This window comes from Streptosporangium saharense, assembly GCF_014203715.1.
Classification (GTDB): domain Bacteria; phylum Actinomycetota; class Actinomycetes; order Streptosporangiales; family Streptosporangiaceae; genus Streptosporangium; species Streptosporangium saharense.
On record NZ_JACHJP010000001.1, the window covers coordinates 1,139,651 to 1,155,967 of the forward strand.

Here is a 16,317-nt window from a genome sequence, read left to right on the forward strand (position 1 = left end):
AACGTGCGGTCCAGGCGGAAGGGGCCTGGACCGCACACCCCCGTGGCGGCTCCCGAACGGCACGTTCGGGGAAGGGGAGCCGCCCACCCTGGCGGTGCCCGGTCGGCGAGACCCGGCCGGGCACCGCCCCACCTGCCCCCTTCAGAACCCGCTCCTGCTGGAGCCCGTCACCACAGAGTCCGCTCCTGCCAGAGCCCGTTCCTTCTTCCCAGGGATGACGCATGACCGACCACGATCCTGAGCGTGAGCAGCGGCTGATCGAACTGCTGGGCACCATCCATCGCGGCTGGAGATACGAACCGCGTGAGGTGCCGGGCCTGCCCCGGTGGTGGGCTTATCGCTACCAGCCGGTCACCCCGGCCCAGCACGCCGCCGGAGCCCGCGACATCGTCGCCCGCACCAGCGTCCACCGCCTGGCCCAGGCCCTGGGCCGCCAGGACGAGATCACCCACATCATCTGCCACTGACGCCAGGACCCTCTATGACCAGCATCATCAGCCCCGACGGCACCTTCAGCACCGAAACCGGCACCACCGACCGCCTTCTCACGCCCGGCGAGGTCGCTCGGATCTTCGGAGTGGACCCCAAGACCGTCAACCGCTGGGCGTTGACCGGAAAGGTCCCGTCCATCCGCACTCCCAGCAGACAACGCCGCTATCTGGAATCCGAGGTCCGTGCACTGTTGCGTGACGGATCGGTAGGAACTGATGGATAGAGACAACGGCCCCTGACTGTCTGGCTTGGCCTTGCACGACTGCCCATTCTGAAAACAGGCACGGCGAGGGTGATTCTCGAACGCTTCTGCCACCGATCACGACCTGAGTAGCGGTGAGCGACGACCTTCACCCTTAGCGATCACTTTGAGTACTTGTTCAGCTACAAGATCCGTCAAAGGGAGATCCGTGAAGCGCCTCATCATCGACACCCACGCCAGCTCTTGCTATTTCCGAACCTCGGTCGGAGGAGACGAACGCAAGGCATTGGTACAGATCACCGAACGCTGCAACCTGCACTGCGCACACTGCTTCGTCTCCTCGGGCAACTGGGGTGAGCACATGCGCCTGGAGGACCTCGTCGAGACCGTCTTCCCTCGGCTGCGCCGCGCCCGGGTCCAGCGCCTGACCCTGACCGGCGGCGAGCCGTTCGTCCACCCGCACATCATGGACATCTGCCGCGCCGTCGCCGACCTCGGCCTCCCCGTGGGGATCTGCACCAACGCCACCCAGACCAGCCCCGAGCAGATCACCGCCCTGGCCGACCTCGGCAATGTGCACATCAACGTCAGCTTCGACGGGTTCCGGCCGGAGTCCCACGGCAAGTTCCGTGGCAACACCGCGTCGTTCGAGACCACCTTGGCCACCACCCGTGCCTTCGCCGAGGCTGGCCTGCTGCAAGGGCTGCTGTCCACGCCCAACGCGCTCACCGACGTGGAGGAGTTCGGCGCACTGTGCGCCTTCGCCGTCGAGGTCGGCGCCGAGTACGTGCTGATGAACCCGCTGTCGTCGTTCGGCCGCGGCGTGAAGAGCCAGGGCCGCCTGGCCGCCGACACCGGCAAGATGCGCGCCATCGCCGACGTCACCGAGCGGTTCCGCCAGGAGGGCATCGACGTCGTCCACATCCGTTTTCCCAACGACGACGGCAAGCCGTTATCCGGGTGTGACGCCGGAAAGCTCATCTACGTCTTCGCCGACGGCCAGACCGCGGTGTGCCCGTACCTGGTGTTCGCCGCCCGCACCCCGCAGTCGCCCTACCCCGACACTGACTTCCTGGTCGGCAACATCCTGCACGAGGAGGTCGCCCAAGCCCTGGACGGCTACGACCTGACCGGCACCCTCTCCATGGGCGCCAACCCCACGTGCGGCTCCTGCTCGATGAACAGCGCCTGCGGCAAGGGATGCCCAGCCGCGCTCATCTCCCGTGGGCAGCGGATCGGCGAGGTGGACACCGAGCAGTGCCCCGCCTCCGACGGCCCCCTGTTGCAGATCACCCGCCGATCATGAGCGGCGGCCTGTTTGTCGCGGTGGAAGGACCGAATGGCGTCGGTAAGACCACCGCCGTCGCACGCCTGGCCGACAGGCTCCGCGCGAACGGCCGGGCCGTTCACGTGACCACCGAGCCGTCCGACACGCCCCTGGGACGGCTGATCCGCACCAGCGAGGGCTCATTGACCGGCCGGGCCTTGGCCCTGGCGGTGGCCGCCGACCGATACGCCCATCTGGAGGCGGAGATCCTCCCCGCGCTCGCAGCCCGGAAGGTCGTGATCAGCGACCGCTACGTGCAGTCCTCCCTGGTGCTTCAGCGCCTCGACGGCCTGCCGCTGAGAGAGATCTGGCAACACAATGCCCACGTGCCCCCCGCGTCCCTATCCTTCTACCTGCACCACACCCCCGAAGTGCTACGGCAGCGGCTGGAACAGCGCTCCAGGCGGTCACGCCTGGAGCGTGTCGGCTCGCCTCGGCGAGAGCTCGACCTGTACGACGACGCGTTCGCCTTCCTGGCTGCCCGCGGCTGGCGTCAGGCTCGCATCGACTGCCGTGATCTGGACCCGGACGGCGTGGTGACGCAGCTCCTCCAGCACCTGGAGCAGCTCGAACCATGAGACGAAATGAGGTGAGCCGGATGGTCACAGCGCTGACCGTCAACATCGGGGCCGCATCCCGGGAGCGCGCCGAGCTGCTGCTGCGCTGGCTCACCTCCCGTCCCGAGGACGTGTTCCTGCTGACCGAGACCAGCGCGGGCACCGGCACCGCCTACCTGCTGGACCGGTTTCGCCGCGCTGGCTACGCCGTCGTCAAGACGCCCGACGAGGGCGAGCGAGGGGCGGCGCTGGTCAGCCGGATTCCCCTGGCCGAAGACCCCTTCCTGCTGTCTGAGGTGAGCATCCCCGGCCGGGTCGCCGCTGCGGTCCTCGACACGACCCCGCGAACGCGGTGGCTCAGCGTCTACGTACCAAGCCGGGACCGCAGCGCCGACAAGACCACCCGCAAGGAGCTGTTCATCGCCTCCCTGCTCAAGGCGCTGCACGAGCTGCCTGCCGAGCAGCGCGGCCACCTGGTGATCGGCGGCGACTACAACGTGATCGCCGCAGACCACTCCCCCCTCCATCCAGGGTTCCTGCCGTTCGAGTTCGGCCTGCTGGGCACGCTGCGCGCCCAGGGATTCGTCAACGCCTACGAGCACTGCTCACCTGGGACGCAGCCCTACAGTTGGATCGGCCGCACGGGTGCGGGTTACTGCTACGACTACTTCCACGTGGGCGCGGCCCTGACCGACCGCATCGGCGGCTGCGCCTACCTGCACGAGACCCGCGAACTGGGCCTGACCGACCACGCCGCGGTACGGCTGAACTTGGCTCTCGACGCCGTCCGCCTGCCGTACGAAGATCTCGCCGAGCCGGACGAGATCGCGCTGTTCTAAGCCGGTGCCAGCGCAGCGCGCACCAGCGAATCGTAGGTGTCCCTCGTGCGTTCCAGTTCGACGCCGAGCGATCGGGCGAAGGCGTCCAGCTCGTCCTGCACGGCGGTGCCGGGCTCCTGGGCGCTCACGGTGCGTTCGAACTCGACGAACACGCCCGCGTGCTCGACCTCGTCCACGCAGATCGCCACTCTGTCGAGGGTCGCGGTCCTGCGGGTCTTCACGATGCGGACGGTGGGGTGGAAGCCCATCGCGACGATGGCGTGGTGCATCTGCTCGCGGTCGGTGATCTCGGTCTCGTGCTCAAGGCAGGCCATCGCGTTGTCCAGCGGCCGTTTGATCGTGAACAGGTGCCGTCCCTGCTGGGTGCGAAGCCGGGCGAACGTCACGCCGATCTTGCTCTGTTCGTAGGTCCAGCCGTCCTCTGCGTACGCCTGGTCGTCCTGCCGCGCGGGAGACGAAAGGACCGCTCCGCGCCGGGCCAACGCCTCTTCCAGGGCCGCGAGGTCACGCACCCGGTACTTGACCTCGATCTCCTGCGCCACATCTGCCTCCCTGGTCTCTGCTGGGACGCGGGGAGCCTACCGAGAGCGTAGGCGACCTGATGTGAGATTCGGGCTGATGCGAGAGCTGAATCCCCCGGCATAGCTCGTCAGTCTCCATGGCCTTCAGCGGCCACATCCTCGGAATATCGTCGCGGGCGTCATACCCGCCTCTGGAAAGGGTTTTGCTTCCATGACGACGCAGCGCCAGCAGGTCACCGTGGATGTTCATGTGATTCTCGAACGCGACGGCAACATCCTGCTGACCCTTAGGAGGGGAACCGGGTACGCCGACGGGCTGTACTGTCTGCCCTCCGGTCACCTTGACCCAGGAGAGACCGTCATCGACTGCGCGGTCCGCGAGGCCCGCGAGGAGGTCGGCGTCACCATCGACCCCGGCTATCTGCGGCCCGCCACCGTGGTCCACCACCTGTCTCCCGAAGGTCGGCCAAGGGTCGGGTTCTTCTTCGTCGCAGATACTTGGGACGGCGAGGTGGTCAACGCCGAACCGGACAAGTGCGCCAAGGTCGAGTGGGTGCCCGTTGACCTCCTGCCGGACAACACCGTGCCGTACACCGTCGCCGGAGTCGGCTTCTACCGAACTGGCACCGGCATCGGCGTGCACGGCTGGCCCGACTTCCGCCCCGGTGCCAAGCTCACGCCACAAGAGAATCCGGCCTGAACGCGTCGTCGCGTGGATGAAGGGTTTGGGGTACCGGTGCCGTGCGTGAGGAGTGTCCGGCTTGGGCGCGTCGGTGAGCTGGACTGAGGAGTGACGGAGCGCAGCGGAGGAGCGACGAGGGAAGTCACCGACTTCGGGCGCCCAAGCCCGCGCCGCCGAAGGCGGCGCAATTAACGCAGCGCCCGAGCCAGGATGGCCGCCAGACCCGCCAGGCCGAGGCCGCCGAGGATCACGGGGAGCATTACCAAAGGTTCCAGGGCTGGGATGGCGATGAAGAGGATGCCGGTGACGATGAACAGGAGGCCGGTGAGGAGGGCCATCCAGTCCGTTCGGTGCACCCGGCGGCGCACCGCGGGCTCGTTGTCAGGCCGCACGCCGTACCTCCACGTCTCCGATGCCCGCCTTGATGTTCAGCACGATGGTCGGCGCGTCGCCCTTGGGCTGGACCTCGGGCTCCAGGATCTTCTTGTGGTGGACGTCGGCGCCGCCCTCGACCAGGTGGTCGATCTTGACGTCTCCGATCTTGGTGTACGCGTCGATCTCGGCCCTGGCCGTCGGGGGGAGGATCACCTCCAGCTGGCCCACGGAGATGGAGGCGTCGAAGACGGTCCGTGATCCGGGGGTCAGGGGCAGTTCGCTCAGGTCGAGGGTGCCCTCGCCGATCCCCACCGCGTAGGTTCTGGACGCGTCGGCCAGGCTGGTCGGCTCCCAGTGGTAGGTGCCGAACTTCCTCGGCATGCCGGTGAGCGTCGATCCGGCCACGAGGGCGAGCGCGATGATGGTGCCCATCGCGACCAGGGCCGTGCCCCTGCCGTACCAGGCGGCGACCAGCAGACCGGCGCCGATGGTGATGAGCATCGCGCCACCGACGGCGGTCATGTTCACGGATCCGGACGGGGACTGGACCGCCACGATGATTCCTCCGACGATCAAGGCCAGGAACACGGTGATGAGCCCGACGAACGTTCTCGGACGCCTGGGCCTTGCCGTCTTCTGCGGCGGCAGGCTGGATCCGGGCAGGTCGTAGGGGGAGTAGGGCTGCTGCCGCCTGCTGGGGTCCAGCGGGCGGTAGGGGCCGTAGGGGGAGAACGGCTCCCCCGAGGAGTCGAAGGGCATCCGCGTCGCGGTGTACGGCGGGCGGGAGGCCGCCTGGGCGGTCTGGGAGGGGTCATACGGGGTGGAAGACGCACCGACGGTCGTCTCGTCCCGGACGGGGATGGTCGGCTCCTGTATGCGCGTCTCGTCCCGCATAGGGCCCTGTGCGTACGGCTGGGCCGCCGAGGGCGTCTCGTCCGGCACGGAGTGCGTGTACGGCTGGGCCGGGGCGGGCGCTTCGGGCGCCGGGGGTGCCGCAGGGGCCGCAGAGGCCTCAGGGGCGGCCGGGCGCTCCTGGTAAGAGTGGTGCGGCTGCGCCTCGGAGGCGTGGGGCACGGTCTCCCGCGGCTGGCCGTACGGGCCGCCGGTGGGGTCGTACGGTTCGCGGGCCGGGTCGTACGGTGCCCCGGGGGGAAACGGCGGGAAGGGAGGAGGGGGCGGGGGGCGGAAGGTGCGGCGCACGCGGAGCCGTTCCGGCAGGGAACGGGCGACGGCGAGCAGGTCGACGCCGCGCGAGTGGGCGGTGAGCAGCGCGATGGCGAACAGCGTGCCGACCACGACGGTGCCGGTGCCGATGCCGTCGGAGGACAGGTTGATGATCAGGCCGATGGCGAAGACGCCGGTCAGCAGGGCGAGGACGGTCTCTCCGTCGAAGTCGCGCCTGGTCCACTGCTCCATGTAGCCGGGGCCGCCGTTGGTCTCCCGCATGAGCAGGAACGCCGCGATGTAGAGCATGACGCCGATTCCCGACCCCAGCACCAGTACGGCGAAGCCCACCCGGAACAGCACCGGATCGACCCCGGTGTAGCGGCCGAGTCCCGCGCAGACGCCGGTGAGCATCCGGCCCTCCTCCGCGCGCCCGAGTGCTCTGGGCTGCTGGGGAGGGGGAGGTGGCGAGTCGGGCGGGGGGCTCGCCTGCTCCTGGGCGTTCCCGGTGTCGTTCATGTCTCCATCGTGGCCTGGTCGGGGGGATGGTCGCATCCGGGAGACCCCTGAGTCGTCCCCGACCACGAAGGCTCTCCTCAGGGTCCCGTCAGGGGAACGCCGGATGCGGAGACACCGTCCGACGTGTGACGATGCTGGTGATATGGCTGACAGAACGATGATTCGCGACGCGGCTCCCGCGACCTCGGAGGAAACCGCCTCCCCCCGGCTGATGCGGCCGGTCGAGGGGCGCCTTTTCGCGGGTGTCGCCCAGGGGGCCGCCACCCAGCTCGGGCTCGACCCGGTGGTGCTGCGGCTGGCGTTCGTGCTGCTCACGGTCCTGGACGGGATCGGCGCCGTGGCGTACGCGGCGCTGTGGATGTTCACGCCGCGCGAGCTGTACGAGGGCAGGGAGCCCGCACGGGACTGGAGCCAGCTCGCCGCCTACGGCGCGATCGGCCTGGCGCTGCTGGCCCTCGGCTGGCTGACCGGAGCCTCCTCGGGAGGGATCGGCGCGTGGCCGATCGCGGTCGGCGGCATCGGCTCGCTGATCCTGTGGCAGCAGGCCGACCCCGACCGGCGGCAGCGCTGGATGTCCACCACGGTCGGGCAGGTGCGCCAGAACCGGGTCCGCACGTTCGTCGGCCTCGGGCTCGTGGTCGTCGGCGCGATCGGCTTCCTGGCGGCGACCAACGAGCTGGGCAACGCCCGTCCCGGCATCATGTTCACGCTGGTGGTCGTCGGCGGGGTGGGGCTCATCGCGGCGCCCTGGCTCGCGGCCATGTGGAAGGAACTTCAGAAGGAGCGGCGTGAGCGCATCCGGCAGGAGGAACGGGCCGAGTTCGCCGCGCACGTGCACGACTCCGTCCTGCACACGCTGACGCTGATCCAGCGCAACGCGCACGACTCGCGCGAGGTGATGCGGCTGGCCCGCTCCCAGGAGCGTGAGCTGCGCAACTGGCTCTACCAGCCCAAGCAGGACGCGGACGCCTCGGTGGCCGCCGCCGTACGGCGGGTGGCGGCCGAGGAGGAGGACGCGCACGGCGTGCCCATCGAGGTCGTCTGCGTCGGCGACTGCCCGCTGACCCCGGAGCTGTCGGCGATGATGCAGGCGGCCAGGCAGGCTATGGTCAACGCCGCGAAGTACTCTGGCTCACCGGTCGTCTCCGTCTACGCCGAGGCGGAGCCGGAGGAGGTCACCGTCTTCGTCCGCGACCGGGGCGTCGGCTTCGACATGAAGGACGTCCCTGAGGACCGGATGGGCATCCGCCAGTCGATCATCGGCAGGATGGAGCGCCACGGCGGCAGCGCCCGGGTCAGGACGGAGCCGGGCGAGGGTACGGAAGTGATGCTGACCATGAAACTGGAGAAGGTGTGACCGTGAGCGCCGTCAGGGTTCTGATCGTGGACGACCACCGGCTTTTCCGCTCCGGCGTCCGCGCCGAGCTGGGCGACTCGGTCGAGGTGATCGGCGAGGCCGAGGACGTGGACTCGGCGGTCAAGGCCATCGCCGAGCTGCAGCCCGACGTGGTGCTGCTGGATGTGCACATGCCGGGCGGCGGGGGCCAGGAGGTGCTGCGCCGGGTGCTCGGATCGGGCTCGCCGGTGCGTTTCCTCGCCCTGTCGGTCTCCGACGCGGCCGAGGACGTCATCGGGGTGATCCGGGGCGGCGCCAGGGGCTACGTGACCAAGACCATCAGCGGGCGTGAGCTGACCGACGCGATCCGCAGGGTCGCCGAGGGCGACGCGGTCTTCTCCCCGAGGCTCGCGGGTTTCGTGCTGGACGCCTTCGCCTCCAGCGAGGCCCCGCCGATCGACCCCGAGCTCGACTCGCTGACCCAGCGGGAGCGCGAGGTGCTGCGGCTGATCGCCAGGGGCTACGCCTACAAGGAGATCGCCAAGGAGCTGTTCATCTCGGTCAAGACGGTCGAGACGCACGTTTCCTCGGTCCTGCGCAAGCTTCAGCTCTCCAACAGGCACGAACTCTCACGCTGGGCGACCGCGCGTCGTTTGGTGTGATCTGTACTATATGTAACTTATGTGCGACTCTGCGATGTATGGGTCGTGACGTACCTGCCATGGTGTTCAGCCGGGAGGACCGCCGACGCTACCGGGACAAGATCCGGCGGTCCCTCGACGCGCTGGCACGGATGCTGCGTGAGTTCAGGTTCGAGGCCGAGAGGCCGCGAGCGGGCCTGGAGATAGAGCTCAACCTCGTCGATGACCGGGGTGAGCCCACGATGAAGAACGCCGAGGTGCTTTCGGCGATCGCCCAGCCCGACTGGGCGACCGAACTCGGCCAGTTCAACGTCGAGATCAACATCCTTCCCGAGCCGCTTGAGGGGGACGGCGCCGTACGCCTGGAGAAGGCCGTGCGCGACCGGCTCAACCACGCCGAGGAGCGGGCCGACACGGTCGGTGGCCACCTGGTGATGGTCGGCATCCTTCCCACGCTGCGCGAGAGCGACGTGCACGAGGGGACGCTGTCGGCCAACCCCCGCTACCGGCTGCTCAACGAGCAGATCTTCGCGGCCAGGGGCGAGGACATGCACCTGTCGATCGAGGGCGACGAGAGCCTCGACACCTACGCCGACAGCATCACACCCGAGGCCGCCTGCACGAGCCTCCAGCTCCACCTCCAGGTGGCTCCCTCGGCGTTCGCGGCCGCGTGGAACGCCGCCCAGGCCCTCGCCGGGCCACAGGTGGCGGTCGCGGCCAACTCGCCCTTCCTGTTCGGCAGACGCCTGTGGCAGGAGACGAGGATCCCGCTGTTCGAGCAGGCGACCGACACCCGGCCCGTCGAGCTGAGGGCCCAGGGCGTGCGGCCCAGGGTGTGGTTCGGCGAGCGGTGGATCACCTCGGTCTTCGACCTGTTCGAGGAGAACGTCCGCTACTTCCCCTCGCTGCTGCCGCTCTGCGAGGAGGAGGACCCGCAGGAGGAGCTCGACCGGGGTCTCCCACCGGAGCTGGCCGAGCTGACCCTGCACAACGGGACCGTCTACCGGTGGAACCGGCCGGTCTACGCGGTCGTGGACGGCGTCCCGCACCTGAGGGTCGAGAACCGGGTGCTGCCCGCCGGTCCCTCGGTGTCCGACGTCGCGGCGAACGCGGCCTTCTACTACGGCCTCATGCGCGTGCTGCCGGAGGCAGAACGGCCCGTCTGGACGCGGATGCCCTTCTCCGCCGCGCGGGACAACCTGCGCGCCGCCGCCAGGCACGGCCTCGGCGCCCGCCTCTACTGGCCGGGGGAGGGCGAGGTCACCGCCTCGGACCTGGTCCTGCGCCGCCTGCTGCCGATCGCCGAGGAGGGCCTGCGGCTACAGGGCGTGGAGGCGGAGGTGCGCGACAGGCTGCTCACCATCGTCGAACGGCGCTGCGTGACGGGCAGGACGGGCGCAAAGTGGCAGACCGGGACGGTCGAGGCCCTTGAGACGCGCGACGGCCTCGACAGGCACGAGGCGCTGCGCCGGATGACCCTGCGCTACATCGAGCACATGCACACCAACGAACCCGTCCACGCCTGGCCCCTGAACTGACCCGGGTACGCCGCCGCGCCTACCCGGAAATCCGCCACGAGGTTGATGTCGGCGACCCCTGATCGGTCTAGCCTGATGACCGGTGGTCCACCAGGGGGTGATGTGTCATGCGGAAGACGGCCGGGGAGATCGGCTGGGCCGTACGGGGTGCGTGCCGCGCGAGTGATCCCGAGCTGTTCTTTCCGCTGGCCCAGGCCGTCGAGCAGGAGGCGCGGGCGAAGGCGGTCTGCTCCGGCTGCCCGGTTCTGGCCGAGTGCCGCGCCTACGCCCTGAAGGCGGCCGAACCCGAGGGCATCTGGGGTGGTCTCACCGTTCAGGAGCGGCGCGGGCTGCGCTTCCCCGCCGGATGGCGGCGGCCCGAGGCCGGATGACCCGCCCCGGCGTGGGCAGGGGCCGTACGGGACACGGAGGGGCGGAGCTGATGGCGCGGCGTGTGCAACCGGAGAGCATGGGTTTCAGGACCTTCAAGGCGGTACGGCGGGCGACCCGTGATCGGGTCGTTCCGGTACGGCGGCGCCAGCGGGCCGCGCTGGCGGGGGCTGTCGCCGTGCTGGCGACGGCCAACGTGCTCAACAACCGGGTCGCGCCGAGACTGGCCCCGGTGACCTCCGCCGTCACGGTCGGCGTCCTGCTCGCGCTGGCCCGCCGCCGTGGGGTCTCCTGGTCGGAGGTCGGCTTCCAGGAGGGCTCCCGTGGCCTGCTGATCGGGGGCGTGCTGGCCTCGGCGGTCGCCGGGGTCTACGGCGTGGGGATCGCCGTGCCCGCCACCCGCCGCTTCTTCCGCGACGAGCGGGCGCTGGCGCTCTCCCCGGCCCGCGCGGTCGAGGAGGCGCTGATCCAGGTGCCGTTCGGCACGGTCCTGCTGGAGGAGGTCGGCTTCCGGGGGGTGGTGCACGCCCTCGTCGCCCGCTCCCACGGGCCCGTCACGGCGACCGCGGTCTCCTCGGCCCTGTTCGGCCTCTGGCACGTGCTGCCCGCCATGGACATGCTGAGCGCGAACCCGGCCCTCGGCCGTCTGGCGGCGGGGGAGGACCCCGCCTCGGCCGTGCCGTCCACGGGTGAGGTCTCGCGGGCCGTCGTCGGTTCGGTGGTCGCCACGGCGCTGGCCGGGGTGCTGTTCTGCGAGCTGCGGCGCAGGGGAGGGCTGGCGGCGCCGTCGCTGCTGCACGTGGCGACGAACTCGCTCGGCTACCTGTTCGCGCGGCTGGCCCCCGCCGAAAAGACGGTCCCCGCGCCCTGAGGGGGACGCGGGGACCGTGGGACGTGTGCGCTCAGCGGCTGTCAGTGGGTGCGGGGATGGCGTACCTCCTTCGGTGTCGGATGCGGTGGCCGGGAAGGTCAGTGGTCGGCGTGGTCGGCCAGGCCCTCACGCTGGATCTTCTTCCAGGACCTGGGCTCCTGGATCTGGCCGGTGGGGGAGGCGCTGCGGGCGTTGGCCGCCACCGGGGCCGAGGCGGGCCTGCCCGCCGTGAACAGCCAGGTCCTGAAGAGGTTGTTCAGTGACTTGCCCGACTGGCGCTCGGCGTAGGCGACGAAGTCCTCGACGCGGGCGTTGCCGTACTTGTTGGCGGCGGGCCAGCCCTTGAGGATCTTGAAGAAGGTCTGGTCGCCGACCTCGCCGCGCAGGGCCTGCAGGGCGATGGCGCCCCGGTTGTAGACCGCCGCGTGGAACTGGTTGGCCGCACCGGGGTCACCCGGCTTGACCTGCCAGAACGGGTCGTCCGCCGGGTAGAAGGAGTAGGTGTAGGCGGCCAGTTCGGCGGCCGTTCCCTCGCCCTCCTTCTCCGACCAGAGCCACTCGGAGTAGCGCGCGAAGCCCTCGTTGAGCCAGATGTCACGCCACGTCTTGACCGAGACGTCGTCGCCGAACCACTGGTGCGCCTGCTCGTGCACCACCACGTAGGGGTTGGCCCCGCTGCGGAAGTGACGCGGGCTGTAGAAGGGCCTGGTCTGGGTCTCCAGGGCGTAGCCGGTCGGCACGTTGGGGACGTAGCCGCCGATCGCGTCGAACGGGTAGGGGCCGAAGACGCCGACCTGCCAGTCGAGGATCTCCGCCGCGCGCCCGACGCTCGCCTTGGCCGCGCCCTCGTCGGCGCCGAGGTCCCTGCTGTAGGCGCTGAAGACCGGCAGGCCGCTCTCCGTGGTGTCCGTGACGATCTCGAACTTGCCGACCGCGAGGGTGGTCAGGTAGGTCGCCTGGGGCTTGGCCGAACGCCAGTTGTAGCGGGTCCAGCCCAGGCGGGAGGTGGCCGACTGCAGGGTGCCGTTGCTGATGGCCTGGGTGCCGTCGGGGACGAGGACGGAGACGTCGTAGGTCGCCTTGTCGGAGGGGTGGTCGTTGCTCGGGAACCACCACCAGGCGGCCTCGGGCTCGCCCGCCGCCACGCCGCCGTCCGGCGTGCGCAGCCAGGGGTTGTAGCCGTTGACCGACACCTGCGACGGCGTGCCCGCGTATCTCACCACGATGGTGACGGGCTGGTTCCTGCGCAGGGGCTGCGCCGGGGTGATCTCAAGCTCGTGGGCGCCGGAGCGGGCGAAGGTCGCCTTGCGGCTGTTGACCAGCACCTCGTTGACCGTCAGCGCGAAGTCCAGGTTGAACCGGGTCAGATCCTGGGTCGCGGTGGCGGTGATGGTCGCCGTGCCCTCCAGGTGGTCGTCGGCGGGCTGGTACTTCAGCCTTAAGTCGTAGTGGGCCACGTCGTAGCCGCCGTTGCCGTAGTCGGGGTAGTAGGGGTCGCCCACCCCCGGCGCGCCCTGGCCCGCGACGACGGCATCGGCTGGCAGGCTCGTGAACATGCCGGCGAGGGCGACGACTGCGGTGGCGAGGACTCTCTTGCGCACTTCTGTCTCCATCCGGTCGTTAAGCATGTATTACCTACCTGAATAATAGGTAATGCGGGTAAAGCTTACAAGAGGCAAACGCGATCGTCGTCTCGGATGGTCAGGACCTGCTGGAAACCAGACGGTCAGGACACGCGGAAGCCCGGATGGTCAAGGCGCGCTGGACGTCGGATGGTGGAGGCGGGGGGTCATTCGGTCGAGACGCGCTGGAAGGCCTCGGCGTAGTGGTCCTCGCCGAAACCCGCCGCGACAGCCGTACGGCCGAAGCGCTCCCGCACGAAGCCGTCGAGGTCGTCCATGTGGCCGACCTGGCTGGCGTGGGCGCGCAGCGCGTTGATCTTGCGATCGACGGTCTCGGTGATGTCCACGTGGTGGTCGGGTGTCGGGGAGCCGTTGAGCCAGACCTCCCTGGCCTCCCAGGCGTCGAGACCCTCCTCGCGCAGCAGCTCCGGGAAGGCGTAGGGGTTGCGGGCGTCGGGGTAGATGGCGTCCAGCGTGGCCCCGCCGACGGCCCGGTGGTCGGGGTGGCTGGGGGCGACGAACCGGTAGTTGCGCTCGGGCGAGTGGGTGATCACCAGGTCGGGCCTCACCTGACGGATGACCCGGGCGATGTCGCGCCGCAGGTCGAGGCTCTGCACGACGGTGCCGTCCGGGTAGCCGAGGAAACGCACGTCGGTAACCCCGACGGCCTTGGCGGCGGCGGTCTGCTCGCCCCGGCGCAGCTCGGCCATCCCGCCGTTGTCCACCTCGCGGTCGAAGCCCCCCGCGTCGCCGTCCGTGACGACGCAGTAGACCACCTCGACACCCCGGTCGGTGAAGCGCGCGACCGTGCCCGCTGCGCCGAAGTCGACGTCGTCCGGGTGGGCGGTCACCACGAGGACCCGCTCGATCTCGCTCTCGGACAACATGTGCGCCCCCTCGTGTCGTTCACGTACCGGTGAATTCTCATAACCGTCCAGCGGCCCACCCACATTCCTGGACCCGGCTGTCGGCGGGCCGCCTTACCCTAGGGGACGTGCCGATCCCAGCCGCTCCCCTGACCCATCCGTTGCTCGACGGGCTCAACCCCCAGCAGCGTGAGGCCGTCGTGCACCACGGCGCCCCCCTGCTCATCGTCGCGGGCGCGGGCTCCGGCAAGACGCGGGTGCTGACGCACCGCATCGCCTACCTCCTGGCCGAGCGCGACGTCAGGCCGCAGGAGATCCTGGCCATCACCTTCACCAACAAGGCCGCCAGGGAGATGAAGGACCGCGTCGACGCCCTCATCGGCCCGCGTTCGGCCTCGATGTGGGTGATGACCTTCCACAGCGCGTGCGTGCGCATCCTGCGCAGGGAGGCCAAGCGGCTCGGCTTCCCCACGAGCTTCTCCATCTACGACCAGGCCGACTCCCAGCGGCTGATGGCCATGGTCTGCAGGGAGATGGACCTCGACCCCAAGCGCTACCCGCCGCGCTCCTTCTCGGCGCAGGTCAGCAACTTCAAGAACGAGCTGATCGACTACGAGACGGCCTCCGACCAGGCGGCCACCCACCTGGAGCGCACCCTCGCCGAGGCCTACCGCAACTACCAGCGCAGGCTCACCGAGGCCGGGGCGATGGACTTCGACGACCTCATCATGCTGACGGTCACGCTGTTCCAGATCTTCCCCGACGTCGCCGAGCACTACAGGCGCCGCTGGCGGCACGTCATGGTCGACGAGTACCAGGACACCAACCACGCGCAGTACACCCTGGTCAGGGAGCTGGTCGGCTCTCCCGCGCTGGTCACGGCCGACGGCGAGGTGGTCAGGGAGGGCACCCTCGACCCCGCCGAACTGTGCGTCGTCGGCGACGCCGACCAGTCGATCTACGCCTTCCGTGGCGCGACGATCCGCAACATCCTGGAGTTCGAGCGCGACTACCCCAACGCCAGGACGATCCTGCTCGAACAGAACTACCGCTCGACCCAGACGATCCTGACCGCGGCGAACGCGGTGATCGCGCGCAACGAGGGCCGCAAGCCCAAGAACCTCTGGTCAGACCAGGGCGCGGGGCCGAAGATCATCGGATACGTCGCGGACAACGAGCACGACGAGGCCATGTTCGTCGCCCAGGAGGTGGACAGGCTCGCCGACGACGAGGACGTCATCCCCGGTCAGGTGGCCGTGTTCTACCGGACGAACGCGGCCTCCCGGGTCTTCGAGGAGATCTTCATCAGGACCGGCCTGCCGTACAAGGTGGTCGGGGGGGTGCGCTTCTACGAGCGCAAGGAGGTCCGCGACCTGCTGGCCTACCTCAGGGTGCTGGCCAACCCCAACGACGTGGTCTCGCTGCGCCGCATCCTCAACGTGCCCAAGCGCGGCATCGGCGAGCGGGCCGAGGCCATGGTCGAGGCGTTCGCCTCCCGCGAGCGCGTCTCGTTCTGGGAGGGGCTGCGCAGGGCCGACGAGGCGCCGGGCATGGCCACCCGCTCGCTCAAGGCCATCAAGGACTTCGTGGCGCTGCTCGACGACCTGCTCGTCAAGGTGGAGACCATGCCGCCCTCCGAGCTGGCCCAGGAGGTGCTTGAGGCCACCGGCTACCGCGCCGAACTGGCCGCCTCAGAGGACCCGCAGGACGAGAGCCGCCTGGAGAACCTCGACGAGATGGTCTCGGTCGCCTCCGAGTTCGAGGAGGCCAACCCCGAGGGCACGCTGGTGGAGTTCCTCGAACAGGTCTCGCTGGTGGCCGACGCCGACCAGATCCCGGCCGACGACGGCGGCCAGGGCGTGGTCACGCTGATGACGCTGCACACGGCCAAGGGGCTGGAGTTCCCCGTGGTCTTCCTGACCGGCATGGAGGACGGCGTCTTCCCGCACATGCGCTCGCTGGGCGAGCCCAAGGAGCTTGAGGAGGAGCGCAGGCTGGCCTACGTCGGCATCACCAGGGCCGAGCGGCGGCTGTACCTCTCCCGCGCGGCCGTCCGCAGCTCCTGGGGCGCGCCCGCCTTCAACCCGGCCTCCCGGTTCGTCACGGAGATCCCGGTGGAGCTGGTCGAGTGGCGCGGCGACCCCGGCAAGAGCGCCTGGAGCGCCGCGACGACCCGCCGCGAGGCACGGCCCGCCCTGCCGAAGAAGACGGGTGGGCGCCCGGTCCCCAACCTCGCCCCCGGCGACCGGGTCACCCACGACCAGTTCGGCCTGGGCACTGTCGTCTCGGTCGACGGGGTCGCGGAGAAGACCAAGGCGAAGATCGACTTCGGCACCGGCGGGGAGAAGACCCTGCTGCTGACCTACGCGCCCATCGAGAAGCTCTGAGGTGTACGG

General features: G+C 69.7%; 17 protein-coding genes. 12 read left to right on the forward strand and 5 right to left on the reverse strand.

All coding sequences use genetic code 11. The features are described 5' to 3' along the window. Nucleotides 1-221: 221 nt before the first annotated feature. The 5 genes from FHS44_RS05620 (at nucleotide 222) to FHS44_RS05640 (ending at nucleotide 3,417) form a co-directional block, all read left to right on the forward strand. Nucleotides 222-467, forward strand: a complete 246-nt coding sequence (locus tag FHS44_RS05620) for a hypothetical protein (protein WP_184712770.1) — start codon at nucleotides 222-224, stop codon at nucleotides 465-467. A gap of 14 nt (nucleotides 468-481) precedes the next feature. Next, the gene (locus FHS44_RS05625; protein ID WP_184712771.1) at nucleotides 482-715 is read left to right on the forward strand and encodes a BldC family transcriptional regulator; all 234 of its coding nucleotides are present in this window, start codon (nucleotides 482-484) and stop codon (nucleotides 713-715) included. Nucleotides 716-980: 265 nt separating this feature from the next. Continuing rightward, a complete protein-coding gene (locus FHS44_RS05630; protein ID WP_221460342.1) occupies nucleotides 981-2,000 on the forward strand; it encodes a radical SAM protein in 1,020 nt (339 codons plus the stop codon). Then, nucleotides 1,997-2,599 (forward strand): dTMP kinase, encoded by a 603-nt coding sequence (gene tmk, locus FHS44_RS05635; protein ID WP_184712773.1) that lies wholly within the window; start codon nucleotides 1,997-1,999, stop codon nucleotides 2,597-2,599. The genes FHS44_RS05630 and tmk overlap by 4 nt, the downstream gene beginning before the upstream one ends. A 20-nt stretch (nucleotides 2,600-2,619) precedes the next feature. Beyond that, the gene (locus tag FHS44_RS05640; protein ID WP_184712774.1) at nucleotides 2,620-3,417 is read left to right on the forward strand and encodes an endonuclease/exonuclease/phosphatase family protein; all 798 of its coding nucleotides are present in this window, start codon (nucleotides 2,620-2,622) and stop codon (nucleotides 3,415-3,417) included. Here FHS44_RS05640 and cyaB read toward each other — a convergent pair. Next, nucleotides 3,414-3,959 carry a class IV adenylate cyclase gene (gene cyaB / locus FHS44_RS05645; RefSeq protein WP_184712775.1) on the reverse strand — a complete coding sequence of 182 codons (546 nt, stop codon included), beginning with the start codon at nucleotides 3,957-3,959 and terminating at the stop codon, nucleotides 3,414-3,416. The genes FHS44_RS05640 and cyaB overlap by 4 nt on opposite strands. A 190-nt stretch (nucleotides 3,960-4,149) precedes the next feature. Here cyaB and FHS44_RS05650 point away from each other — a divergent pair, with 190 nt between their 5' ends. Then, complete coding sequence (locus tag FHS44_RS05650) at nucleotides 4,150-4,638, forward strand: NUDIX hydrolase (protein WP_184712776.1); 489 nt, start codon at nucleotides 4,150-4,152, stop codon at nucleotides 4,636-4,638. Nucleotides 4,639-4,808: 170 nt separating this feature from the next. Here the strand turns inward: FHS44_RS05650 and FHS44_RS05655 are convergent, their stop codons facing one another. Further along, nucleotides 4,809-5,012, reverse strand: coding sequence for a hypothetical protein (locus tag FHS44_RS05655; RefSeq protein ID WP_184712777.1), 204 nt, complete (start codon nucleotides 5,010-5,012; stop codon nucleotides 4,809-4,811). Further along, nucleotides 5,002-6,678, reverse strand: coding sequence for a PspC domain-containing protein (locus FHS44_RS05660; protein ID WP_184712778.1), 1,677 nt, complete (start codon nucleotides 6,676-6,678; stop codon nucleotides 5,002-5,004). Before FHS44_RS05660 ends, FHS44_RS05655 begins: the two co-directional genes overlap by 11 nt. Before the next feature lie 142 nt (nucleotides 6,679-6,820). On the opposite strand from FHS44_RS05660, the gene FHS44_RS05665 reads away from it, so the two are divergent. The 5 genes from FHS44_RS05665 (at nucleotide 6,821) to FHS44_RS05685 (ending at nucleotide 11,433) form a co-directional block, all read left to right on the forward strand. After that, nucleotides 6,821-8,035, forward strand: a complete 1,215-nt coding sequence (locus tag FHS44_RS05665; protein ID WP_184712779.1) for an ATP-binding protein — start codon at nucleotides 6,821-6,823, stop codon at nucleotides 8,033-8,035. A gap of 2 nt (nucleotides 8,036-8,037) precedes the next feature. Next, complete coding sequence (locus FHS44_RS05670) at nucleotides 8,038-8,676, forward strand: response regulator (RefSeq protein WP_184712780.1); 639 nt, start codon at nucleotides 8,038-8,040, stop codon at nucleotides 8,674-8,676. Between the two features lie 38 nt (nucleotides 8,677-8,714). Beyond that, nucleotides 8,715-10,193 (forward strand): glutamate-cysteine ligase family protein, encoded by a 1,479-nt coding sequence (locus FHS44_RS05675; RefSeq protein WP_184712781.1) that lies wholly within the window; start codon nucleotides 8,715-8,717, stop codon nucleotides 10,191-10,193. Nucleotides 10,194-10,300: 107 nt separating this feature from the next. Continuing rightward, the gene (locus FHS44_RS05680) at nucleotides 10,301-10,564 is read left to right on the forward strand and encodes a WhiB family transcriptional regulator (protein ID WP_184712782.1); all 264 of its coding nucleotides are present in this window, start codon (nucleotides 10,301-10,303) and stop codon (nucleotides 10,562-10,564) included. Nucleotides 10,565-10,614: 50 nt separating this feature from the next. Then, complete coding sequence (locus tag FHS44_RS05685; protein ID WP_246435086.1) at nucleotides 10,615-11,433, forward strand: CPBP family intramembrane glutamic endopeptidase; 819 nt, start codon at nucleotides 10,615-10,617, stop codon at nucleotides 11,431-11,433. A 98-nt stretch (nucleotides 11,434-11,531) separates the two neighbouring features. Here the strand turns inward: FHS44_RS05685 and FHS44_RS05690 are convergent, their stop codons facing one another. After that, a complete protein-coding gene (locus FHS44_RS05690; protein WP_312863533.1) occupies nucleotides 11,532-13,034 on the reverse strand; it encodes a M1 family metallopeptidase in 1,503 nt (500 codons plus the stop codon). 188 nt (nucleotides 13,035-13,222) lie between these two features. Further along, a complete protein-coding gene (locus tag FHS44_RS05695; protein WP_184712783.1) occupies nucleotides 13,223-13,942 on the reverse strand; it encodes a PIG-L deacetylase family protein in 720 nt (239 codons plus the stop codon). A gap of 107 nt (nucleotides 13,943-14,049) precedes the next feature. Here FHS44_RS05695 and pcrA point away from each other — a divergent pair, with 107 nt between their 5' ends. After that, nucleotides 14,050-16,308, forward strand: a complete 2,259-nt coding sequence (gene pcrA, locus FHS44_RS05700) for a DNA helicase PcrA (protein ID WP_312863534.1) — start codon at nucleotides 14,050-14,052, stop codon at nucleotides 16,306-16,308. Nucleotides 16,309-16,317: the final 9 nt, after the last annotated feature.

Excerpts from the sequence above, each read along its gene's own strand:
- FHS44_RS05680 (WP_184712782.1), top strand. The coding sequence starts at position 10,301 with ATGCGGAAGACGGCCGGGGAGATCGGCTGGGCCGTACGGGGTGCGTGC.
- FHS44_RS05660 (WP_184712778.1), bottom strand. The coding sequence starts at position 6,678 with ATGAACGACACCGGGAACGCCCAGGAGCAGGCGAGCCCCCCGCCCGAC.
- FHS44_RS05675 (WP_184712781.1), top strand. The coding sequence starts at position 8,715 with ATGGGTCGTGACGTACCTGCCATGGTGTTCAGCCGGGAGGACCGCCGA.
- FHS44_RS05685 (WP_246435086.1), top strand. The coding sequence starts at position 10,615 with ATGGCGCGGCGTGTGCAACCGGAGAGCATGGGTTTCAGGACCTTCAAG.
- tmk (WP_184712773.1), top strand. The coding sequence starts at position 1,997 with ATGAGCGGCGGCCTGTTTGTCGCGGTGGAAGGACCGAATGGCGTCGGT.
- FHS44_RS05695 (WP_184712783.1), bottom strand. The coding sequence starts at position 13,942 with ATGTTGTCCGAGAGCGAGATCGAGCGGGTCCTCGTGGTGACCGCCCAC.
- FHS44_RS05650 (WP_184712776.1), top strand. The coding sequence starts at position 4,150 with ATGACGACGCAGCGCCAGCAGGTCACCGTGGATGTTCATGTGATTCTC.
- FHS44_RS05625 (WP_184712771.1), top strand. The coding sequence starts at position 482 with ATGACCAGCATCATCAGCCCCGACGGCACCTTCAGCACCGAAACCGGC.
- FHS44_RS05620 (WP_184712770.1), top strand. The coding sequence starts at position 222 with ATGACCGACCACGATCCTGAGCGTGAGCAGCGGCTGATCGAACTGCTG.
- FHS44_RS05640 (WP_184712774.1), top strand. The coding sequence starts at position 2,620 with ATGGTCACAGCGCTGACCGTCAACATCGGGGCCGCATCCCGGGAGCGC.
- FHS44_RS05665 (WP_184712779.1), top strand. The coding sequence starts at position 6,821 with ATGGCTGACAGAACGATGATTCGCGACGCGGCTCCCGCGACCTCGGAG.